The organism is Actinoplanes sp. NPDC051851 (assembly GCF_040681165.1).
Taxonomy (GTDB): Bacteria; Actinomycetota; Actinomycetes; order Mycobacteriales; family Micromonosporaceae; genus Actinoplanes.
The window spans coordinates 1-6,112 of record NZ_JBFAYF010000055.1 but is presented as its reverse complement, the minus strand read 5'-3'; the positions used below and the strand labels follow the sequence as shown (position 1 = coordinate 6,112).

4 protein-coding genes are annotated in these 6,112 nt (G+C 71.1%); 3 read left to right on the top strand and 1 reads right to left on the bottom strand.

Going from position 1 to position 6,112, the window contains the following annotated elements:
* Positions 1 to 328 precede the first annotated feature (328 nt).
* Positions 329 to 1,207, top strand: a complete 879-nt coding sequence (locus tag AB0M08_RS36720; protein WP_364503939.1) for a DUF1275 family protein — start codon at positions 329 to 331, stop codon at positions 1,205 to 1,207.
* A gap of 220 nt (positions 1,208 to 1,427) precedes the next feature.
* A complete protein-coding gene (locus AB0M08_RS36715; protein ID WP_364503936.1) occupies positions 1,428 to 2,774 on the top strand; it encodes an FAD-dependent oxidoreductase in 1,347 nt (448 codons plus the stop codon).
* Positions 2,775 to 2,915: 141 nt separating this feature from the next.
* Here the strand turns inward: AB0M08_RS36715 and AB0M08_RS36710 are convergent, their stop codons facing one another.
* Complete coding sequence (locus tag AB0M08_RS36710) at positions 2,916 to 5,735, bottom strand: hypothetical protein (RefSeq protein ID WP_364503933.1); 2,820 nt, start codon at positions 5,733 to 5,735, stop codon at positions 2,916 to 2,918.
* Positions 5,736 to 5,927: 192 nt separating this feature from the next.
* Here AB0M08_RS36710 and AB0M08_RS36705 point away from each other — a divergent pair.
* On the top strand, positions 5,928 to 6,112 hold a 185-nt coding region (locus tag AB0M08_RS36705; protein WP_364503930.1), incomplete at its 3' end, for a transposase domain-containing protein.

Below are 6,112 nucleotides of genomic sequence, written 5' to 3'. Positions count from 1 at the left end.
GACACACCCGTCGGCGCCAGCTGGACCCTCCTGGCTGGTGGTTAGGGGTGTGTCCGTCCGCCAGCCCGGCGGCTGCCACAGGCCGAGCGTGTTCGGGAAAGGCCGGGGCCCGCGGCGTGAACGCGGAGCGCCCTCTCGTGCCGCGGATGTCGCCTGCTGGGCGGCACGCATCGTAGTCGCCCGCTACGCGGCGACGTAACGGGAAGCGGGTGACAAGCTCGATGCCGGTCGTGGAGCCGGCGGTGGTTCGGGGTGGGTGTGCGGGATTACTAAGGATCCCTCATCGGGCTCACGCTGAACTCTCATGGAACGCGGGCAGGATCGGGGTGTGCGGAGGGAACGAGCGGGGATCATCGCCCTGGCGGCCGGGGCCGGTGCGGTGGATCTGCTGGCGTTGACGGTGCTGGGCGGCGCGTTCGCGAGCGTGGTGACCGGCAACCTGGTGACGGTCGGCTACATGATCGGTACGGGCGACGGTGAGCGGTTGGTCGCCGTGGCGGTCGCGATCGGGGGCTACGCGGCCGGGGTCGCGCTCTGGTCGTTGCTCGGGAAAGAGCGACCCGCGGCGGTGACCGGGCCGTCGGCAGCGGTGACTGGATCGTCGGCTACGGGGGGAGGGTCGTCGGCTACGGGGGCAGGGTCGTCGGCTACGGGGGCAGGGCCGTCGGTGACGGTGACGAGGATGCTGGTGGCGGAGGCCGGGCTGCTCGCCGCGGTGGCGGTGGGGCTGTTTGCTACCGGTGGGCGGCCGGGCGGTGGGGTCGCCCACGGCCTGCTCGGGGTGGCGGCGCTGGCGATGGGTGCGCAGAGCGTGGCCGGGCTGCGGCTGAAGGCGCCGACCACCTACCTGACCGGGGCGCTGGTCGGGGTGCTGGCCGACCTGGTGCACGGGCGGTGGCGGGCCGCGGGGCCGGCCTCGGCGCAGCTGGCCTCGCTGATCACGGGTGCGGCGCTGAGTGGTGCGGCACTGGCCGTCGGTGCCTGGTGGGCCGCCGCGGTCCTGCCCGTGGCCCTGGTCGGCGCGGCGGCGGCGCTGCTCCGCACGCCCGCGGCCGTGGTCGGGGTGGCCACCGAGTCCTCGGGGCGGGCCGGGGTGGCTGCCGGGTCCTCGGGGCGGATCGGGGTGGCTGCCGGGTCCTCGGGGCGGGTCGGGTGGCTGCGGGGTCCTCGGGGCGGGGAGGAACCCGATCGGGTTAGGCGTACCTAAGAAAAGCGTGAGACGCCTCACTCAGAGCGACCGGAGATCGATCTTCAAGCGGCCCTGAGGGCGGTGTTGAGCTGCGAAAACGTTGACTCCGGGCGTTCGGGAGTCGCCGTCCATCGGTCAGGACGCAACTTGATCTCAACCTGGGTTTAAGTTTTACAGTGCGGTCGGCCCCATCGATCTTGGCTGGGCTGGAGTGTAAGCGCGAACAGAGGGATTAACTATGGACCGCGCCCTGCGGGTTGCCGTCATCGGAGCCGGTCCGGCCGGTATCTACACGGCCGACCACCTCATCAAGGCCGACCCGGACGTCACCGTTGACATCCTCGACAAGCTGCCGACTCCCTACGGCCTGATCCGGTACGGCGTGGCGCCCGACCACCCGCGGATCAAGGAGATCATCAACGCGCTCTTCCGCATCCTCGACAACCCGCGCATCCGGTTCCTCGGGAACGTGGAGTACGGCGTCGACGTGAAGCCGGAGGAGCTGGCACGGTTCTACGACGCGACGGTGATCGCGACCGGGGCCGAGAAGGACCGGGCGCTCGACATCCCCGGCATCGACCTGCAGGGCAGCTACGGCGCGGCGGACTTCGCGTCCTGGTACAACGGGCACCCCGACGTGTCCCGCGACTGGCCGCTGGAGGCCACCGAGGTCGCGGTGATCGGCGCGGGCAACGTGGCGATCGACGTGGCGCGGGTGCTCGCCAAGACCGCGGACGAGCTGCTGGTCACCGAGATCCCGGACAACGTGTACCAGGTGCTCAAGCAGAGCCCGGTCACCGACGTGCACCTGTTCTCCCGGCGCGGGCCGGCGCAGGTCAAGTTCACCCCGCAGGAGCTGCGCGAGCTCGACCACTCGCCGAACGTCGAGGTGATCATCCACCCCGAGGGCATCGAGTTCGACGAGGGCAGCCTGCAGGCGATGCGGGACACCCGGCACATCAAGATGTGCGTCGACATCCTGCAGAACTGGGCCGTCCGCGACCAGCGGGACCGGCCGCGCCGGCTGCACCTCTACTTCCTGCAGGCGCCGGTCGAGGTGCTCGGCGAGGACGGGAAGGTCGTCGGGCTGCGTACCGAGACGCAGGAGCTGACCGGCGACGGCTGGGTGCGCGGCACCGGCGAGTTCACCGACTGGAACGTGCAGGCGGTCTACCGGGCCGTCGGCTACCTCAGCACGGCGATCCCGGACCTGCCGTTCGACACCAAGACCGGCACCATCCCGCACGACGCGGGCCGGATCCTGGACCTGGACGGCGAGCACATCCCGGGCATGTACACCACCGGCTGGATCAAGCGCGGTCCGGTGGGCCTGATCGGTCACACCAAGGGCGACGCGGGCGAGACCGTGACCAGCCTGCTCGGCGACCGCGACAAGCTGCCGGTCGCGTCCGAGCGTGCGGCGGACGACGTGGTGAACTACCTGGCGCAGCGCGGGCTGCCGTACACCACGTGGGAGGGCTGGCAGAAGCTGGACAGCCACGAGATCGCGCTCGGCGAGCCGCACGGCCGCAAGCGGGTCAAGGTCGTCCCGCGCGACGAGATGACCGGCATCTGCAACGCCTGATCGGTCGCTGATGGACGGGGCCACTCCGGTGGCCCCGTTTCGCTCTCTCGACCAGGGTGAGTCGACCAGGGTGAAGCGGGCCTATCGCAAGCGGACACCGATCGATCTGCGCGACCCCCGGGCCCTGCGTCGCCGACGCCCTCAGGAGGCGGGCTCCGGGTGGAAGACGCACCGTCGCCGGGAGCCGTCGAGGGGCGGGACGCAGCGGCCCGCGGGGTCACCGGCACCCTCGGCGAAGGCGGTGGCCAGGTCGTCGATGTCGAGGAGCACGACGGGACGTCGTCCGACCCCGTCGACGAGCCTGACCGTGCCGTACGCACCGGTGAAGGGCCTGTCCGCGCAGAGGGACGGGGTCCGCCCCTGGAGGCACAGCATGACGAGGTCCCGCAGGGCGGTGCCGCCGAGCAGGCCGCGGACCCGGTCGGGGCCGGTGGACGCGGCCCCCGGGCGGTCGTCCGGGGGCGCCGTCCGGAGCCCGTCCAGGCCGATCCGCAGCAGTGCGTCGCGGATCATCAGCACGGTGTCGTACTCGAGTACGGCCCACCCACCGGCGAGACGCCGGTCCGACTCCGGGTCGCCGGCGCCGAGACACCGGTGGAGTACCTGATGAACGTCGTCGGCGAAGTCCGCCATGCGGCCTTCGTCGTGCGGCCCGAGGTCGGGAATGTCATCAGGCCGGGCGAGGCTCTCGCAGGTGAGGACCGGGCCGCGGGAGGCGATCAGGACGCCGGTGTGGTGCGGGACCAGCCTGGCGAGTTCCCCGTTGGCAAGGAAGCGGGTGGCCGAATCGGCGACCGCCACCTCGGGACGCTCGGTGCAGGCCGCCTGAACGAGCTGGGTGAACGCCGCGAGCTCGGTGTAGCGTCCGCCGAAGAAGAGTAGTCCAGGAGGATCGGAGGCCGGGCACGCGGACTCGGCCAGCTTCTCAGCGGACTCCCCCCGGGACCATGGCCACAACCCGATCTTCGGGTCGTTGACCGAGATCCTCGTGGCGTTCGGGCACAGGCGATCCGGACGGCTGCCGTCCAGTCGCCAGACGTCGTCACCGTGCAGGGCCGCCGCCTGATAACCACCGCGCTTCCAGACATCGCAGCTGAGAGTGTCGAGGTAGAGGTCCGTCTCGTCGAAGCCCGGCCCGATGTGGTCCGGGTCGACCGGGTAGTAGTAGACCAGTGGGCCGGCCTTCGGAGATCGGGCGGCGTATCGGGTGACGAGTTCGACCTGGTCGTCGTTGATCGTGTTCACCGCGAAGAACACCGGTGCCGTGCTGTACAGGACCCCGTTCTCGTCCCGGGGGCGGATGTCGTCGCCGAAGCCGTCGGCGGTCATGGTGGGGCTGAGTATGGCGACCCCGTCGCGGCCCAGCGATTCGCGGAGAGCGTCCTGGACGTACGTCGTGCTGTTCAGCGTTACGACGGCGGCGATCAGGCGCCACCGTTCGTTGCGGGCCAGCCGGTGCAGGCTCTCCCGCATCCGGTCCAGGTGCTTTTGTACGGCCGCCTCGTCGGCTCCGCCGGTCAGGTCACCCGAGTTGACGATCGCCAGCCGGACGTACGGCATCCGCTGGTTGCGGTCCGCGTTGATCCGGACCTGGGCGGCGTGCGCGCCGGCGAGGCCCTCGTGCTCGGCCACCGTCGACCGGACCGGCCGGGTCGGCGAACTCGTGGTCAGGGACGTGACCAGCGCGACGGTCACCACCCCGCGGTTCTCGCCCGCGGCCGACTGCTCGACCCGCTTGTTCTCCCGGTAGATCAGGTTCACGTCGAACAGGCCGGCGTTGTCGTCGGGCCCGGGCCGGTGCACCGAGACCCGCTCGGCGATCCGGCCGAGTACGGCGGAGCGGATGTCCCGGCCGAGGTCCGCTCCGCCGAGGCAGGTTCGCGAGCCGATCCACTCGTCGTGCTCGACGTCCACGTCGTCGGTACCCGTGCCGAACAGACAGTACGGCTGACCGAGGCTGCGGTCGACGAACACGAAGCCGGTCACGAGCAGCGCCGTGACTCCGTAGCAGAACAGCAGGATCGCGCGTCGGCGGGCGCGGCGGGGTACGAGGAGGACGACCGATATCCACCAAAACCCGGTCAGCACCCACCCGACCATCGTCAGCGGCAGGATCAGCACACACCCGAGGCCCGTCACGAGCGGCCAGGCGCTCCACCGCCTCAGGTTCATGGCGGTCAGCCGCAGCCTCGCCCGGGTGCGACGGGAGAGGCTGCGGGGGCGGGCCGCGGTTCGGCTCGTGTAGTCCGTGATCAGCACAGCCGATGGACGGCGGATCGGGGCGAGGATCCACCACAGCCAGTGCGGGTGTGCCGGGTGCCACCGCTGATACGCGCGGACCAGCGGCGGGGGATCGGTCGCTCCGGGAACCGCGGCGACCAGCAGGACGGGGAGCCTCCGCGGTACGTCGGTGAAGCGGAAGACCGTCCGCCGGCGCCAGTCCCGCCGGAGGTCGGCCAGCAGCGCGCGGGCCAGGTCGTCGTCGGTGGGATGGGTGACCTGCGGGATCATCCGGGCCGCCGCCATCAGGAGGTGACCGAGGCTCGCGGCCAGGCCGGCGAGGACCAGCCCGCCGCCGATGGTCCAGACCCGGTCGTCCCACCAGGTCTTCTCGGTCGCCGCGCCCATCACGGTCCCGCCGGCGGCGATCACGACGAGCCAGAACAGGGTGACCGGCTCCAGCAGCCGCTTCACCCGGTCCCAGCGGGAGGACCGCCGCCCCTCGCCCGGGGACCGCCGGCCGCCGGTCAACCTGTCGTAGGACGGGGTCGGCGGTGCCACGTCGCTCCGCTCGAGTGCCCGGTCGACGGCGTCCCGCAGCGGCCGGCCGGCCGGCACGTGGAGGAACCAGGTGTCGTGGGTGCACCGCTGTCGGACGGCCCGTTTCAGTCGCCGGTCGACACGATCGGCCGTGATGATCGGGCGTACGCCGAAACGGCTGTCGCGTCGGGCGGCCTCCACGGCGGCGGAGGCGGTTGCCTGATGCGGATCAGTGTTCTGCGATGTGACCACGGTCCGGCCTCTCGACGTCAGTAAACGTCCGACATCGAGGGGAACGGGTGGTCATGGGGCAATGCCGTTCAGTTAAGGGCATCGGTGCTGGTCAGCGTGGTGAGCTGACGAAGGCTTGACAGGCCGGTACGGTCATCTGCCGTGACCTCGTCTGTAGTGGAGCCGTTGCCGCGGCCGCAGGGCCGCCTGACCGACCACATCGCGCTGGGTGTGGTGTCGGCCCGGTTCGACCGTGACCTGCTCGAGGAGGTTCTCAACCGTACCGAGCGGCGGGAGAAGCGGGTCCGGCGGCTGCCCGCGCACGTGATGATGCGTTACGTGGTCGC